A 25,111-nucleotide genomic window follows, 5' to 3' on the forward strand; every position below is an offset into this window, starting at 1 on the left:
GCCGGGGGCACCGCCCAGCAGCGGTTGGGGGACGGCCTCCAATTCTAGGGGCCGACCCGTTCGGGGGTGCACGGGGCAATACGCGCCCCCCGGAAACGTCAGCACGCCCTTGATGCGTGACTCGATGGCCCGCTGGAGCGTTGGTCAAGAGAGATTGACCGAAAAGGGGCCATCGCACCACGGACACGGCCCGATCCTTATCAACGCCGGTTGGAGAGGCTTGTTGATGCCCGACCACGCAACCCATGACGCCCAGGCCCGGGCAAGCCTGCACCTACTGGTGCGGGACATCGAAAGGGTCCGCCGACAGGTGGACGCGCTGCGGACCCTGACCGCCCAGCTGGGCAATGTGTACCGACCGCGGCGCAGCGGTCCCGCCGCCGGGTTCGTCGTCTACGGACGCGCCCCCGCACCCACCGTGCGGCTCGCCCAGGAGCTCCGCGACAGCGTGGAGACCCTGGTCACGGCGGCGGTGGAGTTCGACCGCTCGCTGGGATTCTCCTGGGACGCGGTGGGCTCCGCGCTCGGGGTGACGAAACAGGCGGTGCACCGGCGGTACGGGGCGCGCCGCCATGCCGTCCACGGTACGGAGAGCGAGTCCTCGCTCCCGGACACCGGTGGGGTGCACGCCGCGGCGGCCGCTCCCCCGATGGCCGGGGTGCCGGCGGCGCGCTCGATGCCGGACCAGATGCCCGCGCCGATGTCCGGACCGATGTCCGGGCACCTGTCCTCGCAGGGGTCCGGGCCGTTGCCCGCGCAGCTGCCGCAGCAGATGCCGGGACATGTGCCGGGGCATGTGCCGATGAACGCCCGGGAGGACGCCTTCCCCGGCGCGCTGCCCGGCCCGCGCAGCGGCTGAGTCCGGCACCACCCGCAGCACGACACCACCCGCAGCACCCGCAGCACTCCGCAGCACGGCACCGCCGCAGCATCCGCGGTGTGTTCCGCAGGACCAGCCGCCCCGCCGCCCGCCACGCCGACAGGTCGGACGTCGGGGCGGCGTCATGTCCGGGACCGGACGCCCCGGCCCGGCCGCCCAGGAGGGGTCAGCCGATGTCGAGCGGGTCGATCCGCACCAGGACCTGATCGGTCTGCTTGAGGCCCGTACGGGCCACCTGCGCGGCCTTGAGAGCGGCGGCCAGCGCCGCACCGCTGCCCGGCGGGACCCTGATCAGCATCCGCTCCCAGTGCTCCCCCGCCGGAGCCTCCCCCACCCTGCGCGGGCCGCCCGGCCCGTCGGAGACCGGGACCGGCCCCAGCACGGCGGCCCCTTCGGGCAGCCGGGCCAGCTCGATCAGGCCGGCGACCGCCGCGGGGTTCCCGGTCACGGAGGCCATCCGCGAGACGGGCGGGAAGCCCAGTTCGGCCCGCTCGGCCAGTTCGCGGGCCGCGTGCCCGGCGGGATCCCAGCGCACCAGCGCCTGGACCGGCCGCAGCGTGGGCTCGGCCAGCACCAGGACGGTGCCGCCCTCGGTCGCCGGCCTGACCAGCGCGGCCGCGCCCGTCCAGCGGCGCAGTGTCTCCTCGCCGGCGCGCAGGTCCGGCCGGTTGAGCAGCGCCCAGCCGTCCAGCAGCAGCGCGGCCGCGTAGCCGCCCTCCGCGACCGGCTCGGCGCCCGGGGTGGAGATCACCAGCGCCGGCGTACCGGTGACGGCCCCGAGGATGCCGTCCCGCCCGGAGGTGCGGACCGGGACCTTCGGGAAGGCCCGGCCGAGCTCGTCGGCGGTGCGCCGGGCGCCGACCACCTGGGCGCGCAGCCGGAACCCGCCGCACTCCTGGCAGTGCCACGCCGCCTCGGGGCGGCCGCACCAACCGCACTGCGGCGCGCTGTTGCCGTCCGCCAACTCCAGCGGTCCCGCGCACTTCCCGCACCGGGCGGGTTCACGGCAGCGTTCGCAGGCCAGCCGCGGCACGTAGCCGCGGCGCGGGACCTGGACGAGGACGGGGCCGCGCAGCAGTGCTTCGCGAGCCACCTGCCAGGCCAGGCTGGGCAGCCGGGCGGCGCGGGCCGCCCCGTCGCGCGCCTGGTCGCCGTCACCGATGGTGCGGACGAGCGGCGCCGCCGCCCGGACCGCCTCGCGGGTGGCGTCCACCGGCAGCGCCCACCCGGTCTCGACGAGCTGGGCGCCTTCGACGGTGCGGATGAGGCCGCCGAGCAGGAAGGCGGCACGCTCCTCGGTGGCCCGCAGCAGCAGCACGTCCCGGGCGTGCGGCATGGGGGCGTGCGGTTCGGCGTGGCTGGAGTCGCCGTCGTCCCACAGCGCGACCAGACCGAGGTCCTGTACCGGGGCGAACATCGCGGCCCGGGTGCCGACGACGGCCCGGACGGCGCCCCGGCTGACCGCCAGCCAGCGCCGGTAGCGCGCCTCGGGACCGGAGTCCGCGGTGAGCAGGACGTGGTGGCCCTCGCCGAGCAGCGCGGTGAGCGCCGCGTCGACGCGGGCGGCGGCCCGGCCGTCCGGCAGCACGGCGAGCGCGCCGCGGCCGGAGGCGAGGGTGGCCGCGATGGCAGTGGCCAGTTCGGCGGGCCAGTGCGGACCGGGCAGCGCGGTCCACACGGCACGTGGGGAGTCGCCCCGCCCCAGCGCGCGCAGCAGTGCGGGGCCGGTCGGATAGCGCGACCAGGTGCCGGGATCGGGCGGGGCGGGGGTGGCGGGCGGCTCCGGGGACGGCTTCTTCTCCACCCGGCCGTGCCGGGCGGGCACGGCGAGCTGGATCACGTCGGCGAGCGATCCCGCGTACCGGTCGGCGACCGCGCGGCAGAGCCGTAGCAGGGCCGGGCTGAGCACCGGCTCCGGGGACACCACCTGGGCGATCGCCGCGAGCGGTCCCGCGTAGTCGGATTCGGTGAGCCGGGCGACGACGAAGCCGTCGATCAGCCCGCCGCCCTCACGGCGTCCGCTGACGACGTTGTGCGCCCCGGCGCCGAAGCGGACCCGGACCCGGACTCCGGGCTGGGCGTCGGCGTCCATCGCGGCGGGCACGGCGTAGTCGAAGTACTTGTCGAGGTGCAGCACCCCTTTGTCGACCAGGACGCGCGCGACGGGCAGCCCCTCGGCGAGGTCGGCGCCGCGCCAGGTGCCACGCCTGGCCTTGGGTTCCTTCGCCTTGCGCACGGACTCGCGAATGAGTGCCAACTGCTCCCCCGCCGGTGGATTGGTCCGCTCGTCCTCGCTGCTCACAAGCCCAGTCCTACCAGACGTCTCGGACAGCGCGACGGCCCCGGACCTCAGGGGTCCGGGGCCGTGCGCGTGGTGCGGGTGTGTCTGCTGCCGGGTCCTACAGACCGGCGGCGGCGCGCAGCGCCTCGACACGGTCGGTGCGCTCCCAGGTGAAGTCCGGCAGCTCGCGGCCGAAGTGGCCGTACGCGGCGGTCTGGGAGTAGATCGGACGCAGCAGGTCCAGGTCGCGGATGATCGCGGCCGGGCGGAGGTCGAAGACCGTCGCGATGGCCTGCTCGATCTTCTCGACGTCCACGGCCGCGGTGCCGAAGGTCTCGACGAACAGACCCACCGGCTCGGCCTTGCCGATCGCGTAGGCGACCTGGACCTCGCAGCGCGAGGCGAGGCCCGCGGCTACGACGTTCTTGGCGACCCAGCGCATGGCGTACGCGGCGGAGCGGTCGACCTTGGACGGGTCCTTGCCCGAGAAGGCACCGCCGCCGTGACGGGCCATGCCGCCGTAGGTGTCGATGATGATCTTGCGGCCGGTGAGGCCGGCGTCGCCCATCGGGCCGCCGATCTCGAAGCGCCCCGTCGGGTTGACGAGCAGCCGGTAGCCCTCGGTGTCCAGCTTGATGCCGTCACCGAGCAGCGCCTTGAGCTCGTGCTCGACGACGAACTCGCGGATGTCGGGCGCGAGCAGCGACTCGAGGTCGATGTCCGAGGCGTGCTGCGAGGAGACGACCACGGTGTCGAGGCGGACGGCCTTGTCGCCGTCGTACTCGATGGTGACCTGGGTCTTGCCGTCCGGACGCAGGTACGGGATGGTCCCGTTCTTGCGGACCTCGGAGAGCCGGCGGGCGAGCCGGTGTGCCAGGTGGATCGGCAGCGGCATCAGCTCGGGGGTCTCGTCGCAGGCGTAGCCGAACATCAGGCCCTGGTCGCCGGCGCCCTGCTTGTCGAGCTCGTCCTCGTCACCCTCGACACGCTGCTCGTAAGCGGTGTCCACACCCTGGGCGATGTCGGGCGACTGCGCGCCGATGGACACCGAGACGCCACAGGAGGCACCGTCGAAGCCCTTCTTCGACGAGTCGTAACCGATCTCGAGGATCTTGTTGCGCACCAGGGTCGCGATGTCCGCGTATCCCTTGGTGGTGACCTCACCGGCGACGTGCACCTGGCCGGTGGTGATCAGCGTCTCGACCGCGACCCTGGAGGTCGGGTCCTCCTTGAGGAGGGCGTCGAGAATCGTGTCGCTGATCTGGTCAGCGATCTTGTCGGGATGTCCCTCGGTGACGGACTCCGAGGTAAACAGGCGGCGGGACACATTGCTCCCTGGGGTTGCAGCGGCTGCTGGCTGATCATGGGGTGGATCGCGCGGGGCTGCGCCCGGCGTTCCGTGGCTAGTTTATCGTTCGCTTCGGCCGGACCGACAAGCCATCTCGGTACTTGGATATGCCGTGACCTGCGACACCACTGGCGCCGGTACGACGATCCCCCCTGTTTAACAGGCAGAATGCCGCAGAATTCCGGTTTTGGTACACCCGGAAGAACGATTTCACGTCAACCGGGTGAGCGTGAGATCCCACACCTGGTCGGCGAGGGCCTCCTTCGGACCGTACGGTACCGGCGTCTCGCTGCCGTCGGCGCCGAGCACCACGGCCTCGTTCTCCTCGGACCCGAACGCCTTGTGGTCCCCGACCTCATTGACGACGAGCAGGTCACAGCCCTTGCGGAGCAATTTGGCCCGGCCGTTCGCCAGTACATCGTCGGTTTCGGCCGCGAAGCCGACGATGAGCTGTCCGGGGTATGAACGCCCGGTGGCGAGTTCGGCGAGAACATCGGGGTTGCGGACGAGCTCCAGGGGCGGCTGCTCCCGACCGTCCTTCTTCTTGATCTTGCCTTCGACGTAGTGCGCCGGCCGGAAGTCCGCCACGGCCGCCGCCATGACGACCACATCGGCGTCCGCCGCCGCCTTCAGTACCGCCTCGCGCAGCTGCACGGCCGTGCCCACCCGCACCACATCGGCGCCCGCCGGGTCGGCGAGGTCGGTGTTGGCGGCCACCAGGGTGACCCGGGCGCCGCGGGCGACCGCCGTACGGGCCAGCGCGTACCCCTGCTTGCCCGAGGAGCGGTTGCCCAGGTAGCGCACCGGATCCAGCGGCTCGCGGGTCCCGCCGGCGCTGATCACCACATGACGTCCGGAGAGATCCGCCGCGAGCCCCTGCGGTCCCCGGGCGAGCACCCGGCGGCAGACCTCGAAGATCTCGGCGGGGTCGGGCAGCCGGCCCTTGCCGGTGTCCACCCCGGTCAGCCGGCCGACGGCGGGTTCGATCACGATCGCGCCCCGGCGCCGCAGGGTGGCGACGTTCTCCTGGGTGGCGGGGTGCTCCCACATCTCGGTGTGCATGGCGGGCGCGAAGACCACCGGACACCGCGCGGTGAGCAGGGTGTTGGTGAGCAGGTCGTCGGCGAGGCCGTGCGCGGCCTTGGCGAGCAGGTCGGCGGTGGCCGGGGCGACCACGACGAGGTCGGCGTGCTGGCCGATCCTGACGTGCGGGACCTCGTCGACGTCGTCCCAGACCCGGGTCGAGACGGGGTTGCCGGACAGCGCCGACCAGGTGGCCTCGCCCACGAAGTGCAGCGCCGAATCGGTGGGGACCACGCGTACACCGTGCCCGGACTCGGTGAGCCGCCGGAGCAGCTCGCACGCCTTGTAGGCGGCGATCCCGCCGCTCACCCCCAGGACGACCTGTGGCTGGCCCATCGTCTCTCCCGCCGAGCTGTGGATTGTCTTGCGTCCATCACACACCACGGGCCCGGCAGCGGTGCTGCCGGGCCCGTGGTGACAGGGATTCGGGTACTGCTAGCCGGCCGACTCGATGGCCTCGGAGGTCAGCAGTCCCGCGTTGATCTCGCGCAGCGCGATCGACAGCGGCTTCTCGTGGACATGAGTGTCCACCAGGGGGCCGACGTACTCCAGCAGGCCTTCACCGAGCTGGGAGTAGTACGCGTTGATCTGGCGCGCGCGCTTGGCCGCGTAGATCACCAGGCTGTACTTCGAGTCCGTGGCCTCGAGCAGCTCGTCGATCGGCGGGTTGATGATGCCCTCGGGCGTGGTGATGGAAGAGGACATTCTCTACCTACCCCTACTTGCTTGTGGAAAAGAATGGAAGTGGATCATACAACTCGCATCAAGGCTAGCAGCTCGCGTGCTACGTCCTCGACTGAGGTATTGACAAGAGTGATGTCGAACTCGGCTTCGGCAGCCAGTTCGATCTTGGCCGCGGCCAACCGCCGCTCGATCACCTCGGGTGATTCGGTGCCCCGCCCGGTGAGCCGGCGGACCAGCTCGTCCCAGCTCGGAGGGGCCAGGAAGACGAGCTGCGCCTCGGGCATCGACTGGCGGACCAGCCGGGCACCCTGCAGATCGATCTCCAGCAGCACGGGTTCGCCCGCGTCGAGCCTGTCCAGTACTGCCTTGCGCGGAGTGCCGTAGCGGTTGCCCGCGAACTCGGCCCACTCCAGCAGCTCGCCGTTGGCGACGAGCTTGTCGAACTCGTCGTTGTCCACGAAGAAGTAGTGCACTCCGTGCTGCTCGCCCGGCCGTGGCCGTCGAGTGGTGGCCGACACCGAGAGCCATACCTCGGGGTGGACCTTGCGCATATGAGCGACGACCGTGCTCTTGCCGACCCCGGAGGGGCCGGAGAGCACGGTCAGCCGCGGACGTACGTCCGGGGGCACGGGGGACGTCCCCCGGGATGTTGCAGCCATGAAGCGATTATCCCGGTTCCCGGAGGTGCTGGGGACCGTCAGGCGGCGCCGCCGCCGAACTCACGCTCCAAAGATGCGATCTGGTTGGAGCCGAGACCCCGCACCCGGCGGCTTTCGGAGATGCCGAGCCGCTCCATGATCTGCTTGGCACGGACCTTGCCCACGCCGGGCAGGGACTCGAGGAGGGCAGAGACCTTCATCTTGCCGATGACATCGTTCTCTCGGCCCGACTTGATCACCTCGTGCAGCGAAGCGCCGGAGTGCTTGAGCCGATTCTTGACCTCGGCGCGCTCCCGGCGAGCCGCGGCGGCCTTCTCGAGCGCGGCAGCGCGCTGTTCAGGGGTAAGGGGCGGAAGAGCCACGCCTACGTCACCTCGGATATCGAACTGTCGGATACGGACCGGTTGTGGAACCTAGTCGCCCCCACCTGCAGGGCAACGAACGAAGCACTTGCGTGCTCGCTCTCGTCGGAGACTAGCGGTCACGGCGGCTCAAGTCAGCGAGAACAGACGAAAAGTCCTGGTCAGACTCGATCCGCTGGGATTTTTAGGACATATCGGCACCGGTTGACGCTGTGACGGCTCCCGGCCGGGCTCGGAAGGGAGCCCGGCGGCGCTCAACCCGCCACGGCGACACGTACCTCGTCGGCGAACCGGGCCGCCGCGTCCCGCAGTCCGGCCGCGTCGGGTCCGTGCCGCAGCACGTCGCGGCTGACACTCGGCAGGACGTTGCCGACCGCCGACCCGAAGAGCCCGGGAAGACCGGCGGGCGTCGCGCCCTGGGCGCCGATGCCGGGGGCGAGCAGCGGCCCGTTGATGTCCAGGTCCGCACCGACCTCGCCGAGCGTCGCACCGACCACGGCGCCGACGGATCCGAGCGGCCGGTCGCCGGCGTTCTCCGCCGCGATGTGGTCGAGCATCACCTGGGCGAGGGACCTGCCGTCCGCCGCGGTGGCCCGCTGGACCTCGGCACCCTCCGGGTTGGACGTCAGGGCGAGGACGAAGACCCCGGCGCCGGAGATCCGCGCCGCGTCCAGCGCGGGGCGCAGCGAGCCGAAGCCGAGGTACGGGCTGACGGTGACCGCGTCCGAGAAAAGCGGGGAGTCCTTGTCGAGGAACGTGGCGGCGTAGGCGGCCATCGTGGAGCCGATGTCGCCGCGCTTGGCGTCCATCAGCACCAGCGCGCCGGCGGCGCGGGCGTCGGCGACGGCCCGCTCCAGGACGGCGATGCCCTTGGAGCCGAAGCGCTCGAAGAACGCGCTCTGCGGCTTGAGGACGGCGACCCGGTCGGCGAGCGCCTCGACCACGGTGCGCGTGAAGCGCTCCAGGCCGGCGACGTCGTCGTTCAGGCCCCAGGAGGTCAACAGCGCCGCGTGCGGGTCGATGCCGACGCAGAGCCGGCCCCGGGTGTCCATCGCGTGGCGCAGGCGCGCGCCGAAGGGTTCCAGGTTCTCCACGCTCATGAGGTCACCTTCCGGTGTTCGGCGCCGACCGCGTCGGCGAGGGTGGCGTACGGGCTCGCGGCCAGTCGTGCCGCGAGGCCCTTGTGGAGGGCGCGGCACCAGAACGGGCCCTCGTAGATGAAGGCGCTGTACCCCTGGACCAGGGTGGCGCCGGCCAGGATCCGCTCCCAGACGTCGTCGACGGTGGTGACACCGCCGACACCGACCAGCGTGATCCGGTCGCCGACCCGGGCGTACAGCCGGCTCAGGACCTCCAGCGAGCGGGCCTTCAGCGGAGCGCCGGACAGGCCGCCCGTCTCCTGGACCAGCGCCGGGTCCGACGCCAGTCCCAGGCCGTCGCGGGCGATCGTGGTGTTGGTGGCGATGATGCCGTCCAGGCCGAGTTCGACGGCGAGGTCGGCGACCGCGTCGATGTCGTCGTCGGCCAGGTCCGGGGCGATCTTGACCAGCAGCGGTACCCGGCGGGTGGTGACCGTGCGGTCGGCGGCCTCGCGCACCGCGCTCAGCAGCGGGCGCAGCTGGTCGACGGCCTGCAGGTTGCGCAGGCCCGGGGTGTTGGGCGACGAGACGTTGACGACGAGATAGTCCGCGTGGGCCGCGAGCCGCTCGGTGGAGGTCACGTAGTCGGCGGTGGCCTCGTCCTCTGGGACCACCTTGGTCTTGCCGATGTTGACGCCGACCGTCGTGGCGCCGTGCTTCTTGCCCTGGGCCGCCGCGCGGGCCGCCAGGCGCGCGGCGACCGCGGCGGAGCCCTCGTTGTTGAAGCCCATGCGGTTGATCAGCGCGCGGTCCGGGACCAGCCGGAAGAGCCGCTTGCGGGGATTGCCGGGCTGCGGCTGCGCGGTGACGGTGCCGATCTCGATGTGGTCGAAGCCGAGCATCGTCATGCCGTCGATCGCCACGGCGTTCTTGTCGAAGCCGGCCGCGAGGCCGAACGGGCCGTGCATGCGCAGGCCCAGCGCCTCGGTGCGCAGCGCCTTGTGGCGGGGCGCGAGGACGGCCGCGACCAGGGTCCGCAGGACCGGGACGCGGGCGGCGAGCCGGATCCAGGCGAACGCGAGGTGGTGCGCGCGCTCGGGGTCCATGCGCCGGAAGATCAGCTTGAAGAAGAGGGGGTACATGCGGAGCCTTCTACGGGATTCTGCGGGGAGGCGGTCACATGGCGAGGGGGACACCGCTGTGGTGTCCCCCTCCTGGCGCTATCCCTCGCGGGCGGCGTTCAGACGTTCCGCGTGTTCCTGCAGCGATCTGACCCCGATGTCACCGCGGTTGAGGGCGTCGATGCCCTGGACGGCGGCGGCGAGCGCCTGCACCGTCGTCAGGCACGGGACACCGCGGGAGACCGCGGCGGTCCTGATGTCGTAGCCGTCGAGACGGCCGCCGGTGCCGAACGGGGTGTTGACGATGAGGTCGATCTTGCCGTCGTGGATCAGCTGGACGACGGTCGGCTCACCGTCCGGGCCGGTGCCCTCGCTCTGCTTGCGCACGATGGTGGCGTGGATGCCGTTGCGGCGCAGCACCTCGGCCGTGCCGGAGGTGGCGAGCAGTTCGAAACCGTGGTCGGCCAGCGCGCGGGCCGGGAAGACCAGGTTGCGCTTGTCGCGGTTGGCCACCGAGATGAACGCGGTGCCCTTGGTGGGCAGCGCGCCGTACGCGCCGGCCTGGGACTTGGCGTAGGCGGTGCCGAAGACCGAGTCGATGCCCATGACCTCGCCGGTGGAGCGCATCTCCGGGCCCAGCACGGTGTCGACGCCGCGGCCGTGGATGTCGCGGAAGCGGCTCCACGGCATGACGGCCTCCTTGACGGAGATCGGCGCGTCCAGCGGCAGGGTGCCGCCGTCGCCGGTCTTCGGGAGCATGCCCTCGGCGCGCAGTTCGGCGACGGTCGCGCCGAGCGAGATACGGGCGGCGGCCTTGGCCAGCGGCACCGCGGTCGCCTTCGAGGTGAAGGGGACGGTGCGCGAGGCTCGCGGGTTGGCTTCGAGGACGTAGAGGATGTCCCCGGCCAGCGCGAACTGGATGTTGATCAGGCCCTGGACGCCGACGCCCTTGGCGATGGCCTCGGTGGAGGCGCGCAGCCGCTTGATGTCGTAGCCGCCGAGTGTCATCGGGGGCAGTGCGCAGGCGGAGTCGCCGGAGTGGATACCGGCCTCCTCGATGTGCTCCATGACGCCGCCGAGGTAGAGCTCGGTGCCGTCGTAGAGCGCGTCGACGTCGATCTCGATGGCGTCGTCGAGGAACCGGTCGACCAGGACCGGGCGGGTCGGGCTGATCTCGGTGGACTCGGCGATGTACGAGGAGAGCCGGGCCTCCTCGTAGACGATCTCCATGCCGCGGCCGCCGAGCACGTACGACGGGCGGACCAGGACCGGGTAGCCGATCTCGTCGGCGATGGCCTTGGCCTCGTCGAAGGTGGTCGCGGTGCCGTGCTTGGGGGCGGGCAGTCCGGCCTCGGCCAGGACCCGGCCGAAGGCGCCGCGGTCCTCGGCGAGGTGGATGGCCTCCGGCGAGGTGCCGACGATCCGCACGCCGTTGTCCTTGAGCGCCTGCGCCAGGCCCAGCGGGGTCTGGCCGCCGAGCTGGACGATGACGCCCGCGATCGGGCCGGCGAGGGACTCGGCGTGCACGATCTCCAGCACATCCTCGAGCGTCAGCGGCTCGAAGTACAGGCGGTCGGAGGTGTCGTAGTCCGTCGAGACGGTCTCGGGGTTGCAGTTGACCATCACGGTCTCGTACCCCGCGTCGTGCAGCGCGAAGGAGGCGTGGACGCAGGAGTAGTCGAACTCGATGCCCTGGCCGATGCGGTTGGGGCCCGAGCCGAGGATGATCACGGCGGGCTTCTCGCGCGGGGCGACCTCGGACTCCTCGTCGTAGGACGAGTAGAAGTACGGGGTGTTGGCGGCGAACTCGGCGGCGCAGGTGTCGACGGTCTTGTAGACCGGGCGTACTCCCAGCGCGTGCCGGACCTCGCGGACGACATCCTCGCGCAGTCCCCGGATCTCACCGATCTGGATGTCCGAGAAGCCGTGCCGCTTGGCGTCGGCGAGCAGTTCGGGGCCGAGCTTGTCGGCAGCCGCCAGGTCGTCGGCGACCTCCTTGATCAGGAAGAGCTGGTCGGTGAACCAGGGGTCGATCCTCGTCGCGTCGAAGATCTCCTGCGGCGTCGCACCGGCACGGATCGCCTGCATGACGGTGTTGATCCGGCCGTCGGTGGGCACGGCCGCCGTGGCGAGCAGCTCCGCCTTGTTGCCGGGCGCGCCGACGAAGGTGAACTGGCTGCCCTTCTTCTCCAGCGAGCGCAGCGCCTTCTGCAGCGCCTCGGTGAAGTTGCGGCCCATCGCCATGGCCTCGCCGACCGACTTCATGGTGGTGGTCAGCGTGGCATCGGCGGCCGGGAACTTCTCGAAGGCGAAGCGCGGCACCTTGACGACGACGTAGTCGAGCGTCGGCTCGAAGGACGCCGGCGTCTTCTCGGTGATGTCGTTGGGGATCTCGTCGAGCGTGTAGCCGACCGCGAGCCGGGCGGCGATCTTGGCGATCGGGAAGCCGGTGGCCTTGGAGGCGAGCGCCGAGGAGCGCGAGACACGCGGGTTCATCTCGATGACGATGACGCGGCCGTCGTCGGGGTTGATCGCGAACTGGATGTTGCAGCCGCCGGTGTCGACCCCGACCTCGCGGATGATCGCGATGCCGACGTCCCGCAGGTTCTGGTACTCGCGGTCGGTCAGCGTCAGCGCCGGGGCGACGGTGATGGAGTCGCCGGTGTGGACGCCCATCGGGTCGAAGTTCTCGATGGAGCAGACGACCACGACGTTGTCGTTGCGGTCGCGCATCAGCTCCAGCTCGTACTCCTTCCAGCCGAGGATGGACTCCTCCAGGAGCACCTCGGTGGTCGGCGAGAGCGTGAGGCCCTGGCCGGCGATGCGGCGCAGCTCCTCCTCGTCGTGGGCGAAGCCGGAGCCGGCGCCGCCCATGGTGAAGGAGGGGCGGACGACGACGGGGTAGCCGCCGAGGGTGTCCACGCCGGCGATGACGTCGTCCATCGAGTGGCAGATGACGGACCGGGCGGACTCGCCGTAGCCGATCTTGGCATTGACGGCCTCGACGACGCCCTTGAAGAGCTGGCGGTCCTCGCCCTTGTTGATGGCCTCGACGTTGGCGCCGATCAGCTCGACGTTGTACTTGGCGAGGACGCCGTTGTCGTGCAGCGAGATCGCGGTGTTGAGCGCGGTCTGGCCACCGAGGGTGGGCAGCAGCGCGTCCGGCCGCTCCTTGGCGATGATCTTCTCGACGTACTCCGGGGTGATCGGCTCGACGTAGGTGGCGTCGGCGATCTCGGGGTCGGTCATGATCGTGGCCGGGTTGGAGTTCACGAGGATGACCCGCAGGCCCTCGGACTTCAGCACCCGGCACGCCTGGGTACCCGAGTAGTCGAACTCCGCTGCCTGGCCGATGACGATCGGGCCGGAGCCGATGACCAGGACGGACTGGATATCGGTGCGCTTAGGCACGCTGGCCCTCCATCAAAGAAACGAAGCGATCGAACAGGTAGGCGGCGTCGTGCGGACCCGCTGCCGCCTCGGGGTGGTACTGGACGCTGAACGCCGGCCGGTCGAGCAGGTGCAGACCCTCGACCACGTTGTCGTTCAGGCAGACGTGGCTGACCTCGGCCCGGCCGTAGGGCGTGTCGGAGACCGTGTCGAGCGGCGCGTCGACGGCGAAGCCGTGGTTGTGGGCGGTGACCTCGACCTTGCCGGTGGTGCGGTCCTGGACCGGCTGGTTGATGCCGCGGTGGCCGTACTTGAGCTTGTAGGTGCCGAACCCGAGCGCGCGGCCCAGGATCTGGTTGCCGAAGCAGATGCCGAACAGCGGGGTCCCGCGCTCCAGCACGCCGCGCATCACCGCGACCGGGTGGTCGGCGGTGGCCGGGTCGCCGGGGCCGTTGGAGAAGAACACCCCGTCGGGCGCGACGGCGTAGACGTCCTCGATGGTCGCGGTGGCGGGCAGCACATGGACCTCGATGCCGCGCTCGGCCATCCGCTGCGGCGTCATCGCCTTGATGCCGAGGTCGACGGCGGCCACGGTGAAGCGCTTGGTGCCGATCGCCGGGACGATGTACGACTCCTTGGTCGCGACCTCCGCGGACAGGTCGGCGCCCTTCATCTGGGGCGCCTGGAGGACCTTGGCGAGCAGCTGCGCGTCGGTGCCGACGGCGGTGCCGGAGAAGATGCCGACCCGCATGGCGCCGCGCTCGCGCAGGTGGCGGGTGAGGGCGCGGGTGTCGATGCCGCTGATACCGACGACGCCCTGGTTGACGAGTTCCTCGTCCAGGGTCCGACGGGCGCGCCAGTTGGAGGAGACGCGGGCGGGGTCGCGGACCACGTAGCCGGCGACCCAGATGCGGGACGACTCAGGGTCCTCGTCGTTGACGCCGGTGTTGCCGATGTGCGGGGCGGTCATGACGACCACCTGGCGGTGGTACGACGGGTCGGTCAGCGTCTCCTGGTAACCGGACATGCCGGTGGAGAAGACGGCCTCGCCGAAGGTCTCCCCCACCGCTCCGTAGGCACGGCCGCGGAAGATCCGGCCGTCCTCCAGGACGAGTACGGCGGGGGTCCTGTCTGCCCGCTGGGTGGAGGTCGTCATCGTGGGCCTTCCTGGTGAAGCGGGGCGGCGACGGCACTGTCGCCGGGGTGCTGGTCGGGTACGGGGGCGCCGTCCGTGGAGGTCGCGGCCCGGGATGCTGTTGCCATGGAGTCGACCGCGTCGACCCAGCCGGCGTGCTCGGCCGCGTGCTCGGAGCGGAAGCCCGAGTCGATGAGCCGGCCGCCGTGCTCCCAGGTGATCACCAGCAGGCCGCCCTCGGTGAGGACCTTGCCGGCGATGCCCTTGTCGAGCCGGGCGCCGCGCAGCGCGGCGGTGGGGACGAAGAAGTCCGGCGCACCGGTCCGCTCCACGTCCAGGCCCTGCTCCGTCAGGGTGAGCGTGGCCATGCTGCGCACCCCGAGGCCGTGCGAGACGATGCGGTCCAGCCACTGACCCGCGGTGGTGCTGCCGTGGTAGCGGCCCTTGAGGGTCAGCAGCGGCTCCGCGCCGTCCTCGGGGGCCGTGGGCAGCTCGGGCAGGCCGCCCTGGAGGGTGCCGCGCCACTTCCAGCCTTCGCGCATCAGCCAGTAGACGAGCGCGACGAAGAGCGCCAGGCCGACGATCCAGCCGATCCGCGAGGACCAGTCGGTGACCTGCTGGGACTTCTGGTCCGCCGCCAGCAGAAGAGTCAGAGATGTCACGCGAGCTTCCCGTCCACGACCGTCGCCCTGCCCCGCAGGAAGGTGGCGATCACCCGGCCCGGCAGCTCACGGCCCTCGTACGGGGTGTTGCGGCTGCGGGAGGCGAAGCCCGCGGGATTCACCACTCCACGGTAAGCCGGATCGACGAGCGTGAGGTTCGCGGGCTCGCCCGCGGCGATGGGGCGGCCGTGGCCGGCCAGCCGGCCGATGACGGCGGGCCGCGCCGACATGCGGTCGGCGACGCCGGCCCAGTCGAGCAGGCCGGTGTCGACCATCGTCTGCTGGACGACGGACAGCGCGGTCTCCAGGCCCACCATGCCCATGGCGGCCGCGGCCCACTCGCAGTCCTTGTCCTCGTGCGGGTGCGGCGCGTGGTCGGTGGCGACGCAGTCGATGGTGCCGTCGGCCAGCGCCTCGCGCAGCGCCATGACGTCGGCCTCGGTGCGCAGCGGCGGGTTGACCTTGTAGACCGGGTTGTACGAGCGGACCAGCTCGTCGGTGAGCAGCAGGTGGTGCGGGGTGACCTCGGCGGTCACGTTCCAGCCCTTGGACTTGGCCCAGCGGACGATCTCGACGGAGCCGGCCGTGGACAGGTGGCAGATGTGCACGCGGGAGTCGACGTGCGCGGCGAGCAGCACGTCGCGGGCGATGATCGATTCCTCGGCGACGGCCGGCCAGCCGATCAGGCCCAGCTCGCCGGAGACGATGCCCTCGTTCATCTGGGCGCCCTCGGTGAGGCGGGGCTCCTGGGCGTGCTGGGCGACGACACCGTCGAAGGCCTTCACGTACTCCAGCGCGCGGCGCATGATCACCGCGTCGTCGACGCACTTGCCGTCGTCGGAGAAGACCCGCACACCGGCGGCGGAGTCGGCCATCGCGCCGAGCTCGGCGAGCTGCTTGCCCCCCAGGCCGACGGTGACGGCGCCGACCGGCTGCACATCGCAGTAGCCGGACTCGCGGCCGAGCCGCCAGACCTGCTCGACGACGCCCGCGGTGTCCGCGACGGGGAAGGTGTTGGCCATCGCGTGCACGGCGGTGTAGCCGCCGATGGCGGCCGCGCGGGTGCCGGTCAGGACCGTCTCGGAGTCCTCGCGGCCCGGCTCGCGCAGATGGGTGTGCAGGTCGACGAGGCCCGGCAGAAGGATCATGCCGTCGGCCTCGACGACGGTGGCGCCGTTCGCTTCCAGCGCGGTTCCGACGGCGGCGATCGTCTCACCGTCGATCAGGACGTCCTGCGGCTCGCCGCCGAGCACCTTGGCGCCTCGGATCAGGGTCTTGCTCATGACTGGTGGTTCTCCTCGGTGCGGGCGGCGGGGGCGGCGGTGGCGATGGCGGGTTCGTTCCCGCCGAGCAGCAGGTACAGGACGGCCATCCGGATGCTGACGCCGTTGGCGACCTGCTCGACGACCGTGCAGCGCTCGGAGTCGGCGACCTCGGCGGTGATCTCCATGCCGCGGTTCATCGGGCCGGGGTGCATGACGATGGCGTGCTCCGGCAGTACGGCCATCCTGGCGCCGTCGAGGCCGTAGCGGCGGGAGTACTCGCGCTCGGTGGGGAAGAACGCGGCGTTCATCCGCTCGCTCTGCACCCGCAGCATCATCACGGCGTCGGACTTGGCGAGCACTGTGTCCAGGTCGTAGGAGACGTCGCAGGGCCAGGTGTCGACGCCGATCGGCAGCAGGGTGGGCGGGGCGACCAGGGTGACGTGGGCGCCGAGCGTGTTGAGCAGGTGGACGTTGGAGCGGGCGACCCGGCTGTGCAGGATGTCGCCGACGATCGTGATCCGACGGCCGGCAAGGTCCCGGCCGGTACCTCCCCCGACCTCCGGCCGGGGGGACCCCCAAGAGCCCCGGTGGAGGGGGCCGCCGTCCTTCGCGCCCGCCAGGTGGCGGCGCATGGTGAAGGCGTCGAGCAGTGCCTGGGTGGGGTGTTCGTGGGTGCCGTCACCGGCGTTGACGACGGAGCCGCCGATCCAGCCGGAGGTGGCGAGCCGGTGCGGGGCGCCGGAGGAGCCGTGCCGGATGACGACGGCGTCGGCGCCCATCGCCTCCAGGGTCAGCGCGGTGTCCTTCAGGGACTCGCCCTTGGAGACCGAGGAGCCCTTGGCGGAGAAGTTGATGACATCGGCGGAGAGGCGCTTGGCGGCGGCCTCGAAGGAGATGCGGGTGCGGGTCGAGTCCTCGAAGAACAGGTTGACGACCGTACGGCCGCGCAGGGTCGGCAGCTTCTTGATCGGCCGGTCGGCCACGCGGGCCATTTCCTCGGCCGTGTCGAGTACGAGGATGGCGTCGTCGCGGGTCAGGTCGGCGGCCGAGATCAGGTGGCGCTTCATCGGGTCACTCCGAAGGGGGTACTGGGGCGGCGGAGGGCATGCTCGTGGGGCCGGACCCGCTGGGGGTCCGGGACGTGCTTGCGCTATTCGTCCGCCGGGGAGCCCTCGCGCACGCCGAGGAGGACCGTGTCACGGCCGTCCTCTTCGGTGAGGTGGACCTTGACGGTCTCGCGCAGCGAGGTGGGGAGGTTCTTGCCGACGTAGTCGGCCCGGATCGGGAGTTCGCGGTGGCCGCGGTCGACCAGGACGGCGAGCTGTACGGCTCGCGGCCGGCCGATGTCGTTCAGCGCGTCGAGGGCGGCGCGGATCGTGCGGCCCGAGAAGAGCACGTCGTCGACGAGGATCACCAGCCGGCCGTCGACGCCGTCACCGGGAATGTCGGTACGGGCCAGCGCGCGGGCCGGGTGCAGCCGCAGGTCGTCGCGGTACATGGTGATGTCGAGCGACCCGACCAGGACCTTGCGGCCGGTGATGTCGGCGAGCTTGTCGGCCAACCTGCGGGCGAGGAAGACACCGCGGGTGGGAATGCCGAGGAGCACCACGTCGTCGGCGCCCTTGGCGCGTTCGACGATCTCGTGGGCGATACGGGTCAGGACCCGGGCGATGTCCGGTGCTTCGAGCACCGGGCGTGCGGGTGTACTGCGGTCTTCAGCCATGAAGGGCTCTCCTTCCCCGCCTCACGGGACGGGTCTTAAAGGACGCCAGGGATACGCCCTCACGTTACCAGGCGCGCAGGTCGCGTTCTCGGGCGGGCGCCCGCAGGATAGGCACACCGGTACGAACCGGGCGCTCCCGCAGTACAGGGAGACCGGTCCGGACCATTCGGCTTGACGAAGTCAAATTACGCTGCGTAACCTCACAGTGAGTCACCGAGATTCCGTCCGGGGAGCCTTATGTCCAGCGATTACGCCAAACAGCTCGGAGCCAAGCTCCGCGCCATCCGCACGCAGCAGGGTCTCTCCCTTCACGGCGTCGAGGAGAAGTCCCAGGGCCGCTGGAAGGCCGTCGTCGTCGGCTCGTACGAGCGTGGCGACCGCGCCGTGACCGTACAGCGACTGGCCGAGCTGGCGGACTTCTACGGAGTGCCGGTCCAGGAGCTGCTGCCCGGCACCACGCCGGGCGGGGCCGCCGAGCCGCCGCCGAAGCTCGTCCTCGACCTGGAGCGGCTGTCCCAGGTCCCGCCGGACAAGGCAGGCCCGCTGCAGCGCTACGCCGCCACCATCCAGAGCCAGCGCGGGGACTACAACGGCAAGGTGCTGTCGATCCGCCAGGACGACCTGCGCACGCTGGCCGTGATCTACGACCAGTCGCCGTCGGTCCTCACCGAGCAGCTCATCGGCTGGGGCGTCCTCGACGCGGACGCGCGCCGCGCGGTTCAACACGAGGACAGCTGACCAGAACACAGTGCAGAAACGTACCGCCCGGGGCGGTGTCCGCAAGGACACCGCCCCGGGCGGTTCTGTTCTCCCCCGGACCCCGGAACGGGCCCGCGGCGGCCCCCTTCACCCGGACGGTCCAGTCGGCGCCCGCAAAACCGTCCAGGGAGCCGCCGGCGGCTCCCTGGTGCCCTGCGGCGCCGCGTCCCGACCACCTGGACGTCGGGGAAACGCACCAGGCCCGGAGCAGAAGCTGTGGTCAGCTTCTGCTCCGGGCCTGGGCGGTGCGGGTGACGCTATCGCCGAAGGGTCGGCTTGAGGTCCTTCAGACGGGCCAGCAGCCCGTTGACGAAGGCCGGCGACTCATCGGTGGAGAATTCCTTCGCGAGCTGGACCGCCTCGTCCAGCACGACGGCGTCCGGGACCTCGTCCTCCCAGATCAGCTCGTATGTGCCGAGCCGCAGGACGTTCCGGTCGACGACCGGCATCCGGTCCAGCGTCCAGCCGACCGAGTAGGTCGCGAGCAGCTCGTCGATACGGGGCGCGTTGGCGGCGTACCCCTCGACCAGCTGCATGGTGTACTCGGTGACCGGCGGCTGCCGGTCGTCGGTCCGGGCGAGCCGGATCCAGTCCGCCATGGCGGTCTTCGGGTCGACACCCCGCTGATCCGCTTCGAAGAGGATCTGGAAGGCGCGCTTACGGGCCTTGTTCCGAGCAGCCACGTTAGCTGTTCACCCGGCCGAGATAGTCACCCGAACGGGTGTCGACCTTGATCTTCTCACCGGTGGTGATGAAGAGCGGGACGCCGATCTCGTAGCCGGTCTCGAGACGGGCCGGCTTGGAGCCACCGGTGGACCGGTCGCCCTGGACACCCGGCTCGGTGTACTCGATGACCAGCTCGACGGAGGCCGGGAGCTCGATGTAGAGCGGAGCGCCCTCGTACATCGCCACGACGGCTTCGAAGCCTTCGAGGAGGTAGTTGGCAGCGTCGCCGACGACCTCGGGGGTGATGTACACCTGGTCGAAGGTGTCGGTGTCCATGAAGACGAAGTCGGTGCCGTCCTTGTAGGAGAACTGCATACCGCGCTTGTCGACGTTGGCCGTCTCGACCTTGATGCCGGCGTTGAAGGTCTTGTCGACGACCTTGCCGGACAGCACGTGCTTGAGCTTCGTGCGGACGAAGGCGGGGCCCTTGCCGGGCTTGACGTGCTGGAACTCGACAACGGTCCAGAGCTGGCCGCCGTCGAGCTTGAGCACGAGGCCGTTCTTGAGGTCGTTCGTGGATGCCACGGTTGCGGAATCTCCTGAAAGTGCAGCTTCGGAGACCGAGGGGGCGCGCCCTTTTACAGGGCGAGCAGCTCCTTGGTCGTAATGGTGAGTAGCTCGGGCCCGCCGTCCGTCGGAGGACGTACGACGAGTGTGTCGTCGATGCGGACACCGCCGCGGCCCGGAAGGTGGACCCCCGGTTCGACGGTGACCGGCACGCAAGCGTCCAGTTTACCCATGGCCGCAGGTGACAGCCGAGGGTCCTCGTCGATTTCGAGGCCCACGCCGTGTCCTGTCACCTCACCCAAGGCCTCCCCGTAGCCCGCGGCGGCCAGTACCGAGCGCGCCGCGTGGTCCACATCACGGCAGGCCACACCGGGTGCGAGGGCCTCCCGGCCGGCCCGCTGGGCGTCGAAGACCAGGTCGTACAGCTCGATCTGCCAGTCGGCGGGAGAAGTCCCCACGACGAAGGTGCGGCCGACCTCGCAGCCGTATCCGCGGTAGCGGGCGCCGAGCCGGACGGTGAGGAAGTCGCCCTCCTCGACACGCCGGTCGGTGGGCACGTGCCGCGCGGCCCCCGAGTGCGGCCCGGTGCCGACGCAGGTGGGGAAGGCCGGGCCGTCGGCGCCGTGGTCGACCAGCCGGCGTTCCAGCTCCAGCGCGAGGTGCCGCTCGGTCCTGCCGACCAGGATCGACTCCAGCAGCTCGCCGAGGGCCTGGTCGGCGAGTTCCGCCGCGATCCGGATCGAGGCGATCTCCTGCTCGTCCTTGACCACCCGCAGCTGTTCCACGGCCCCGGCGAGGTCGGTCAGCCGCAGGCCGGGCGCGACCGAGCCGATCGCCCGGTGCCGGGCCACCGTGAGGTGGTGCTCCTCGACGGCCAGCGTGTCGCCCCGCCGGTCGAGGACCAGGCCGGCGGCGGCCACCACCGGGTCGCCCTCCGTGCGCGGCAGGACCACGATCCTCAGGTCGTCCGGCGGCTGCCCCTCGGACAGGTTCCCGACGGCGGGCCTGCGGCGGACCAGGGCGTCCTGTTCGCCGGGGCCGACGAGCAGTACCGCGCCGGGCAGCGCGCAGCCGGTCAGGTAGGTCACGTTGGCGGGGCGGGAGACCAGCGCCGCCGCCGCTCCTGACGCCGCGCATCGGTCGCGCAGGCGTTCTCTGCGGGCTGCGTGCACGTCGGACATGTCGCGAGCGTACGTGCGGGCCGTCCGGGGGGCCGCCCGAGCGCGTCCGACCGGGGCGGGCCGCCCCGGCCCACCGGGTCCGCGGCCCGCCGGCTACCAGACGGGCGGGCCCTGGACGCTGCGGGCCACGACCCGGTCCAGCGCCGCGGCCGCCGCGGCCACGTCGAGCTGCGAGTTGTCGATGATCGGCAGCCCCGATCCGTACCAGCCGGCCATCCGGCCGTGGATCCGGGCGACCTCCTCGTCGGAGAGCCGCCGGTTGCCGTTGCGCGCGGCGTTGCGGGCAAGGACCACGTCCAGGCCCGGGAGCAGCACGACGGGGAGCAGACCGGGGCCGACGTGCCGCTTCCAGCCGCCGAGGCCGACGACCGGCCGGTCCGGGAAGACCGCGTCGTCGATGATGCACGATATGCCGTTGGCCAGGAAGTTCCGGGCCGAGAAGCCGCAGGTGCGGCGGGCCAGCCGGTACTGGGCCTCGGAGTGCTCGTTCCACCCGGCCTGCGGGTCCGCGAAACCGGAGCGGACCCACTCACGGACGTCGTCGAGGCTGATGTGGGCGGTCGGTATGCCGCGGTTGTCGGCCCAGTGCCGGGCGATGGTGGTCTTGCCGGCCCCGGCCGCGCCGATCAGCAGGACCGCCACGGGCCCGGCGCCGCCGCCCGGCAGCGAGCCGCCGGAAGCGGCCGGCAGCTGGACCGGGCCGGCGGCGGGCAGGGGGAAGTGTCCGGTGGTGCTGGTGGCCGGCTGAGGTCCCGGCCGGCCGGGCTGCGGTGCCCCCACAGCGTGCTGCATCCCGTCCCACTCCATCTCGTGCCGGAGGTTCTGCTTCCGTGACGGCCGGGAACAGGCCGTTCGAACCGAACCGTACCGTCCCCGGAGGTACTTGTGTGAACGGCCGGGGAGCGGCACTGGTGCCCGGAGCACGATGTCAGCCGGTGATTTCCTCCGCCAGGGCGCGCAGCGCCAGCCGGTACGAGCCGATGCCGAAGCCGGCGACGGTACCGGTGGAGACGCCCGCGATGACCGAAGTGTGACGGAACTCCTCACGGGTGTACGGGTTGGAGATGTGCACCTCGATGAGCGGGGCGGTGCGCTGGGCCGCCGCGTCCCGGATCGCGTACGAGTAGTGCGTGAAGGCGCCCGGGTTGATGACGACCGGGATCCGCCCGTCGGCCGCCTCGTGCAGCCAGCGGATCAGCTCGCCCTCGTCGTTGGTCTCCCGGACCTCGACGTCGAAGCCGAGCTCCTTGCCGAGGGTGGTGCAGGCCTCGACGAGCCCGGCGTACGAGGTCGCGCCGTACACGTCGGGCTCCCGGGAGCCGAGCCGGCCGAGGTTCGGCCCGTTCAGCACCAACACGCGGCCGGTCACGCCGGTCACTTGGAGATCTCCGCGTAGGCGGCCACCAGGACCGCCGGGTCCGGGCCCTCCAGGACGGTGGGCTTGGCCAGCCCGTCCAGGACGATGAAGCGCAGCAGGTCGCCGCGGGACTTCTTGTCGACCCTCATGGTGTCCAGCAGCTTCGGCCACTGGTCACCCCGGTAGGTCAGCGGCAGCCCCACCGACTCCAGTACGGTGCGGTGCCGATCGGCGGTCTCGTCGTCGAGCCGGCCGGCCAGCCGGCCCAGTTCGGCGGCGAAGACCATGCCGATGGAGACCGCGGCGCCGTGCCGCCAGTTGTAGCGCTCGTTCTTCTCGATGGCGTGCGCGAGGGTGTGGCCGTAGTTCAGGATCTCGCGCGGGCCGCTCTCCTTGAGGTCGGCGGAGACCACGTCGGCCTTGACCTGGATGGAGCGCTCGATCAGCTCGGCGGTGTGGGGGCCCTGCGGCGTACGGGCGCCGGCCGGGTCGGCCTCGATCAGGTCGAGGATGACCGGGTCGGCGATGAAGCCGGCCTTGATGATCTCGGCGAGACCGCTGATGTAGTCGTTGGGCGCCAGCGAGTCCAGCGCCGCGAGGTCGCACAGCACCCCGGTCGGCGGGTGGAACGCCCCGACCAGGTTCTTGCCCTCGGCGGTGTTGATGCCGGTCTTCCCGCCGACCGCCGCGTCCACCATGGCCAGCACGGTGGTGGGGACGGCGATCCAGCGCACCCCGCGCAGCCAGGTCGCCGCCACGAAGCCGGCGACGTCGGTGGTGGCTCCGCCGCCGACGCCGACGATCACGTCGGTGCGGGTGAAGCCGGTCTGGCCCAGTGCCTTCCAGCAGTAGGCGGCGACCTCGACGGTCTTGGCCTCCTCCGCGTTCGGCAGCTGGATGGCGATGGCCTCGAAGCCCTGCTCGGCGAGGTCCGCGCGCAGCGCCTCGCCGGTGGCGGCGAGCGCCTCCGGGTGCAGTACCGCCACCCGCTTGGCGGCCGGCCCGATCAGGGCGGGCAGCTCGGCCAGCAGCTGGCGTCCGACCAACACCTCGTAGGGCTCCGTACCCGCGGTGCCGGCGATCGCGATACGGGTGGGGTTCTCGCTCATGCGTCCTTCAATTCCAGTGCGTCGAGGACCGCTTCGGCGGCGTCCTCGGGGGTGCGGCTGTCGGTGGAGACGACCGCGCGGGCGACCTCGGTGTACAGCGGGCGGCGCTTCTCCATCAGCTCGCGCCACTGCTGGCGCGGGGCGACGGCGAGCAGCGGACGCGGGGCGTCGAGACCGACCCGCTTGACGGCGTCGTTGACGCCGACGTCCAGGAAGACCACGGGCCGGCCGCGCAGCAGGCTGCGGGCGACCGGCGACATGATCGCTCCGCCGCCGAGCGCCAGTACGCCGGTGTGCTCGGCGAGCGCGTCGGTGACCGCGGCCAGTTCGAGCTGCCGGAAGTGGTCCTCACCGTCGTTGATGAAGATCTCCGGGATCGACTTGCCCGCCGTCTGCGCGACATCGGCGTCGGTGTCCCGGTAGGTGGTGCCGAGCCGGGCCGCGAGCAGCATGCCGACGGTGGTCTTGCCCGCACCGGGCGGGCCGACGAGGACGACCAGCGGCCCCGTCATCGGATCGCCAGGTTCTCGAGGTACCCCTGGACGTTGCGGCGGGTCTCGCCCACCGAGTCGCCGCCGAACTTCTCCGCGACGGCGTCGGCGAGGACCAGCGCGACCATGGCCTCCGCGACGATCCCGGCGGCCGGCACCGCGCAGACGTCCGAGCGCTGGTGATGGGCGGCGGCGACCTCACCGGTGGTGACGTCGACGGTGGCCAGTGCGCGCGGCACCGTCGCGATCGGCTTCATCGCGGCGCGCACGCGCAGCAGCTCACCGGTGCTCATACCGCCCTCGGTGCCGCCGGAGCGGCCGGTGGTGCGGCGGATGCCCTCGGGGGTCGGCACGATCTCGTCGTGCGCCTGCGAACCCGGCACGCGGGCCAGGCCGAAGCCGTCGCCGATCTCGACGCCCTTGATCGCCTGGATGCCCATCAGGGCGGCGGCCAGCCGCGCGTCGAGCCTGCGGTCCCAGTGGACGTGGCTGCCGAGCCCGACGGGGACGCCGTACGCCAGCACCTCGACGACGCCGCCGAGCGTGTCGCCGTCCTTGTGGGCCTGGTCGATCTCGGCCACCATCGCCTTGCTCGCGTCGGCGTCGAGGCAGCGGACGGGGTCGGCGTCGAGCCGGGCCTCGTCGGCGGGCACCGGCACGACCCCGTACGGGGCCTTGGCCGCGGCCAGCTCGACGACATGGCTGACGATCTCGATGCCCGTCGTCTCCTTGAGGTAGGAGCGGGCGACGGCGCCCAGCGCGACGCGGGCGGCGGTCTCCCGGGCGCTGGCGCGCTCCAGGATCGGCCGGGCCTCGTCCAGCGCGTACTTCTGCATTCCGGCGAGGTCGGCGTGGCCGGGGCGCGGGCGGGTCAGCGGCGCGTTGCGCCCCAGACCGGCCAGGATCTCCGGGTCGACGGGGTCGGCCGCCATGACCTGTTCCCACTTGGGCCACTCGGTGTTGCCGACCATGACCGCGACCGGGCTGCCCATGGTCAGGCCGTGCCGTACGCCGCCGAGGAAGGTGACCTCGTCCTGCTCGAACTTCATCCGGGCACCGCGGCCATAACCCAGCCGCCGGCGCGCCAGCGCGTCCGCCACCAGCGCCGTGGTGACGGGCACGCCGGAGGGCAGCCCCTCCAGCGTCGCGACGAGTGCGGGGCCGTGCGACTCCCCCGCGGTCAGCCAGCGCAACCTGCTCAACGGTGCTCCTCTTGCTCGCGCCTCGAACGTCCGAAATTCAACGGCACGGCCGGGTGCGCGGCCCTGGCCCGCCACCACCGATCCTCCCACGACCGGGGCAGACGTCC

The 25,111-nt window shown here is 71.5% G+C and carries 24 protein-coding genes; 2 read left to right on the top strand and 22 right to left on the bottom strand.

Annotated features, from left to right (window positions below; all coding sequences use genetic code 11):
- The first annotated feature begins 226 nt into the window (after positions 1-226).
- Positions 227-859, top strand: coding sequence for a hypothetical protein (locus tag AC07DC_RS18015; RefSeq protein ID WP_478915392.1), 633 nt, complete (start codon positions 227-229; stop codon positions 857-859).
- Between the two features lie 187 nt (positions 860-1,046).
- Here the strand turns inward: AC07DC_RS18015 and AC07DC_RS18020 are convergent, their stop codons facing one another.
- From AC07DC_RS18020 to pyrR, 14 genes are all read right to left on the bottom strand, one after another.
- Positions 1,047-3,182: a primosomal protein N' gene (locus tag AC07DC_RS18020; protein WP_478915393.1), complete on the bottom strand. Its 2,136-nt coding sequence runs from the start codon at positions 3,180-3,182 to the stop codon at positions 1,047-1,049.
- Between the two features lie 97 nt (positions 3,183-3,279).
- Complete coding sequence (gene metK / locus AC07DC_RS18025) at positions 3,280-4,488, bottom strand: methionine adenosyltransferase (protein WP_478915394.1); 1,209 nt, start codon at positions 4,486-4,488, stop codon at positions 3,280-3,282.
- A gap of 231 nt (positions 4,489-4,719) precedes the next feature.
- Positions 4,720-5,928: a bifunctional phosphopantothenoylcysteine decarboxylase/phosphopantothenate--cysteine ligase CoaBC gene (coaBC, locus tag AC07DC_RS18030; protein WP_478915395.1), complete on the bottom strand. Its 1,209-nt coding sequence runs from the start codon at positions 5,926-5,928 to the stop codon at positions 4,720-4,722.
- Positions 5,929-6,027: 99 nt separating this feature from the next.
- Positions 6,028-6,297 (bottom strand): DNA-directed RNA polymerase subunit omega, encoded by a 270-nt coding sequence (gene rpoZ / locus AC07DC_RS18035; RefSeq protein ID WP_138352592.1) that lies wholly within the window; start codon positions 6,295-6,297, stop codon positions 6,028-6,030.
- Between the two features lie 44 nt (positions 6,298-6,341).
- The gene (gene gmk, locus AC07DC_RS18040) at positions 6,342-6,935 is read right to left on the bottom strand and encodes a guanylate kinase (protein WP_478915396.1); all 594 of its coding nucleotides are present in this window, start codon (positions 6,933-6,935) and stop codon (positions 6,342-6,344) included.
- A 38-nt stretch (positions 6,936-6,973) separates the two neighbouring features.
- Positions 6,974-7,297 (bottom strand): integration host factor, encoded by a 324-nt coding sequence (locus tag AC07DC_RS18045; protein ID WP_138352594.1) that lies wholly within the window; start codon positions 7,295-7,297, stop codon positions 6,974-6,976.
- A gap of 254 nt (positions 7,298-7,551) precedes the next feature.
- The gene (pyrF, locus tag AC07DC_RS18050) at positions 7,552-8,397 is read right to left on the bottom strand and encodes an orotidine-5'-phosphate decarboxylase (RefSeq protein WP_478915397.1); all 846 of its coding nucleotides are present in this window, start codon (positions 8,395-8,397) and stop codon (positions 7,552-7,554) included.
- Positions 8,394-9,518: a quinone-dependent dihydroorotate dehydrogenase gene (locus tag AC07DC_RS18055; protein WP_478915398.1), complete on the bottom strand. Its 1,125-nt coding sequence runs from the start codon at positions 9,516-9,518 to the stop codon at positions 8,394-8,396. Before AC07DC_RS18055 ends, pyrF begins: the two co-directional genes overlap by 4 nt.
- A 78-nt stretch (positions 9,519-9,596) precedes the next feature.
- Positions 9,597-12,908, bottom strand: a complete 3,312-nt coding sequence (gene carB / locus AC07DC_RS18060; protein WP_478915399.1) for a carbamoyl-phosphate synthase large subunit — start codon at positions 12,906-12,908, stop codon at positions 9,597-9,599.
- Entirely contained in the window at positions 12,901-14,043 is a 1,143-nt protein-coding gene (gene carA, locus AC07DC_RS18065; RefSeq protein WP_478915400.1) for a glutamine-hydrolyzing carbamoyl-phosphate synthase small subunit, read from the bottom strand. Before carA ends, carB begins: the two co-directional genes overlap by 8 nt.
- The gene (locus AC07DC_RS18070) at positions 14,040-14,684 is read right to left on the bottom strand and encodes a PH-like domain-containing protein (RefSeq protein WP_478915401.1); all 645 of its coding nucleotides are present in this window, start codon (positions 14,682-14,684) and stop codon (positions 14,040-14,042) included. The genes carA and AC07DC_RS18070 overlap by 4 nt, the downstream gene beginning before the upstream one ends.
- On the bottom strand, positions 14,681-15,967 hold the full coding sequence (locus AC07DC_RS18075) for a dihydroorotase (protein WP_478915402.1): 1,287 nt from the start codon (positions 15,965-15,967) through the stop codon (positions 14,681-14,683). Before AC07DC_RS18075 ends, AC07DC_RS18070 begins: the two co-directional genes overlap by 4 nt.
- The gene (locus AC07DC_RS18080) at positions 15,964-17,016 is read right to left on the bottom strand and encodes an aspartate carbamoyltransferase catalytic subunit (RefSeq protein WP_478915403.1); all 1,053 of its coding nucleotides are present in this window, start codon (positions 17,014-17,016) and stop codon (positions 15,964-15,966) included. Before AC07DC_RS18080 ends, AC07DC_RS18075 begins: the two co-directional genes overlap by 4 nt.
- Before the next feature lie 83 nt (positions 17,017-17,099).
- Positions 17,100-17,672, bottom strand: coding sequence for a bifunctional pyr operon transcriptional regulator/uracil phosphoribosyltransferase PyrR (gene pyrR / locus AC07DC_RS18085; RefSeq protein WP_478915404.1), 573 nt, complete (start codon positions 17,670-17,672; stop codon positions 17,100-17,102).
- Between the two features lie 237 nt (positions 17,673-17,909).
- Between pyrR and bldD the strand changes: the two genes are divergently transcribed.
- Positions 17,910-18,410: a transcriptional regulator BldD gene (gene bldD / locus AC07DC_RS18090; protein WP_478915405.1), complete on the top strand. Its 501-nt coding sequence runs from the start codon at positions 17,910-17,912 to the stop codon at positions 18,408-18,410.
- 278 nt (positions 18,411-18,688) lie between these two features.
- Here bldD and nusB read toward each other — a convergent pair whose 3' ends face one another.
- From nusB to aroC, 8 genes are all read right to left on the bottom strand, one after another.
- Positions 18,689-19,114, bottom strand: a complete 426-nt coding sequence (nusB, locus tag AC07DC_RS18095; protein WP_399647797.1) for a transcription antitermination factor NusB — start codon at positions 19,112-19,114, stop codon at positions 18,689-18,691.
- A gap of 1 nt (position 19,115) precedes the next feature.
- Entirely contained in the window at positions 19,116-19,682 is a 567-nt protein-coding gene (efp, locus tag AC07DC_RS18100; RefSeq protein WP_138352605.1) for an elongation factor P, read from the bottom strand.
- Between the two features lie 53 nt (positions 19,683-19,735).
- Positions 19,736-20,845: an aminopeptidase P family protein gene (locus AC07DC_RS18105; RefSeq protein WP_478915406.1), complete on the bottom strand. Its 1,110-nt coding sequence runs from the start codon at positions 20,843-20,845 to the stop codon at positions 19,736-19,738.
- Positions 20,846-20,938: 93 nt separating this feature from the next.
- Complete coding sequence (locus tag AC07DC_RS18110) at positions 20,939-21,637, bottom strand: AAA family ATPase (protein ID WP_478915407.1); 699 nt, start codon at positions 21,635-21,637, stop codon at positions 20,939-20,941.
- A gap of 136 nt (positions 21,638-21,773) precedes the next feature.
- The gene (gene aroQ, locus AC07DC_RS18115) at positions 21,774-22,214 is read right to left on the bottom strand and encodes a type II 3-dehydroquinate dehydratase (RefSeq protein ID WP_478915604.1); all 441 of its coding nucleotides are present in this window, start codon (positions 22,212-22,214) and stop codon (positions 21,774-21,776) included.
- 5 nt (positions 22,215-22,219) lie between these two features.
- On the bottom strand, positions 22,220-23,311 hold the full coding sequence (gene aroB, locus AC07DC_RS18120) for a 3-dehydroquinate synthase (RefSeq protein ID WP_478915408.1): 1,092 nt from the start codon (positions 23,309-23,311) through the stop codon (positions 22,220-22,222).
- A complete protein-coding gene (locus AC07DC_RS18125) occupies positions 23,308-23,823 on the bottom strand; it encodes a shikimate kinase (protein ID WP_478915409.1) in 516 nt (171 codons plus the stop codon). The genes aroB and AC07DC_RS18125 overlap by 4 nt, the downstream gene beginning before the upstream one ends.
- The gene (aroC, locus tag AC07DC_RS18130) at positions 23,820-25,004 is read right to left on the bottom strand and encodes a chorismate synthase (RefSeq protein WP_478915410.1); all 1,185 of its coding nucleotides are present in this window, start codon (positions 25,002-25,004) and stop codon (positions 23,820-23,822) included. The genes AC07DC_RS18125 and aroC overlap by 4 nt, the downstream gene beginning before the upstream one ends.
- Between the last annotated feature and the right edge of the window lie 107 nt (positions 25,005-25,111).

The sequence above is a fragment of the Streptomyces sp. NPDC045021 genome (assembly GCF_056432645.1).